2 protein-coding genes are annotated in these 2,194 nt (G+C 69.0%); both read left to right on the top strand.

Translation table 11 applies throughout. The annotated features are described in order from the left end of the window. The first annotated feature begins 154 nt into the window (after nucleotides 1-154). Complete coding sequence (gene hypD, locus FVW27_RS13640) at nucleotides 155-1,252, top strand: hydrogenase formation protein HypD (RefSeq protein ID WP_167126018.1); 1,098 nt, start codon at nucleotides 155-157, stop codon at nucleotides 1,250-1,252. Nucleotides 1,253-1,256: 4 nt separating this feature from the next. Continuing rightward, on the top strand, nucleotides 1,257-2,194 hold a 938-nt coding region (gene hypE / locus FVW27_RS13635), incomplete at its 3' end, for a hydrogenase expression/formation protein HypE (protein ID WP_167126015.1).

Genomic DNA, 2,194 nt, shown 5'->3' with positions numbered 1-2,194 from the left:
GGGCCATGCCCTTGGGGCGGTACCGCCGTCGCGTCGCGCCTGACCGGTCCACGGCCCGGCGGCGCATCATCGTCCGGCGGGCGGCCCGCAGGGTTCGGCCCACAGCGGCCCACCCGGGTGCACCGCCGACGCAGCGACAGGCAGGAAGACCAACGTGAGCGTGAATTTCTCCACGGCCTTCAAGGATCCGGACCTTTCCCGCGGCCTTATCGAACGGCTGCACCGCGAACTGGACCGCCCCCTGCGCTTCATGGAAGTGTGCGGCACCCATACCGTGGCCATCTTCCAGAGCGGCATGCGCCCGCTGCTGCCCGCCGGGGTCAAGCACCTGTCCGGCCCGGGCTGCCCGGTGTGCGTGACCCATGAAAGCGAGGTGGCCGCCTATCTGCAACTGGCGGAAAAGCCCGGCGTGATCATCGCCACCTTCGGCGACCTGATGCGCGTGCCCGGCCCCGGCGGCGACAACCTGAAGCTGGCCCAGGCCAAGGGCGCGCGGGTGGAGATCGTCTACTCCGCCCACGACGCGCTGAAACTGGCCGCCGACAACCCCGGCGACACCGTGGTGTTCCTGGGCATCGGCTTCGAGACAACCGCCCCCACCGTGGCCGCCACGGTGCTGATGGCGCGGCAGCAGGGGCTGACCAACTTCTGCGTGCTCTCGTTCCACAAGCTGGTGCCGCCCGCGCTGCGTGCCCTGCTGGCCGACCCGGACTGCGCCGTGGACGCCTTTCTGCTGCCGGGGCACGTGTCCACCATTCTCGGCATGGAGCCGTACCGCTTCGTGGCCGACGAATTCCACACCCCCGGCATCATCGCCGGGTTCGACCCCGTGGACATCCTGCAGGCCCTGCTGATCATGGTGGAGCAGCGCAAGACGGGCGAATTCGCCATCGTCAATTCCTACCGCCGGGCCGTGGACGACGCGGGCAACCCCCGCGCGAGAGAGATTCTGGACACGGTGTTCCAGACCGCCGACGCCCTGTGGCGCGGCATCGGCTGCATTCCCGGCAGCGGTCTGGTGTTCCGGCCCGAGTTCGAGCAATACGACGCCATGGCCCGTCTGGGCCTTACCCTGCCCGAGGCCAGGCCCATCGCGGGCTGCAAGTGCGGCGACGTGCTGAAGGGCAAGATGCAGCCCTGCGACTGTCCGCTGTTCGCCAAGGCCTGCACGCCCGCCAAGCCCGTGGGGCCGTGCATGGTTTCCACCGAGGGCAGTTGCGCCGCCTACTTCAAGTACAACGTGGAGGCCTGATCGCATGGCCGGGGATACGCTTCTTCTCGACTACGGCAGCGGCGGCAAGGCCGCGCACCGGCTCATTGGCGAGCTGTTCCTGAAACACTTCGACAACCCCGTGCTGCGCACGCTGGACGACGCCGCCCGGCTGGATCTGACCGGGCCGCTGGCCATGAGCACCGACAGCTACGTGGTGGATCCGCTGTTCTTTCCCGGCGGCGACATCGGCACGCTGGCCGTGCACGGCACCGTCAACGACGTGGCCATGCTGGGCGCGCGGCCCCGCTACCTGAGCTGCGGGTTCATCCTTGAAGAAGGGCTGGACATGGAGGTGCTGGAGCGCATCGTCGCTTCCATGGGCAACGCCGCGCGCGAGGCCGGGGTGTGCATCGTTACCGGCGACACCAAGGTGGTGCCGCGCGGCATGGCCGACAAAGTGTTCATCAACACCACCGGTATCGGCGAGATCATCGTGAACCCCTCGCCCAGCGGGCATTCCGCGAAGCCGGGCGATGCCGTGATCATCAGCGGCAGCATGGGCGACCATGGGCTGACCATCCTGTCGCACCGCGAAGGGCTGAACTTCTCCGCCGATGTGCGCAGCGATTCCGCCGCGCTCAACGGGCTGACCGAGCGGCTGCTGTTGGAGGTGGGCGACATCCACGTGCTGCGCGACCCCACGCGCGGCGGCCTTGCCACCACCCTGAACGAAATCGCCGGGCAGTCGAGCGTGGTCATGCGCATCGCGGAACGGGACATCCCCGTGCGCGATGCCGTGCGCGAAGGGTGCTCGTTCCTCGGTCTGGACCCGCTGTATCTCGCCAACGAGGGCAAGCTGATCTGCATCCTGCCGCAGGAAAAGGCCGACGCCGCCCTTGCCGTGCTGCGCCAGAGCCCCCTTGGAGCGGACGCCGCCCGCATCGGCACCGTGCTGGCCGCCGATGGGGCCGGGCCGGGCCG

The sequence above is a fragment of the Nitratidesulfovibrio liaohensis genome (assembly GCF_011682075.1).
Classification (GTDB): Bacteria; Desulfobacterota; Desulfovibrionia; order Desulfovibrionales; family Desulfovibrionaceae; genus Cupidesulfovibrio; species Cupidesulfovibrio liaohensis.
This window is presented reverse-complemented; position numbering and strand designations above follow the sequence as displayed.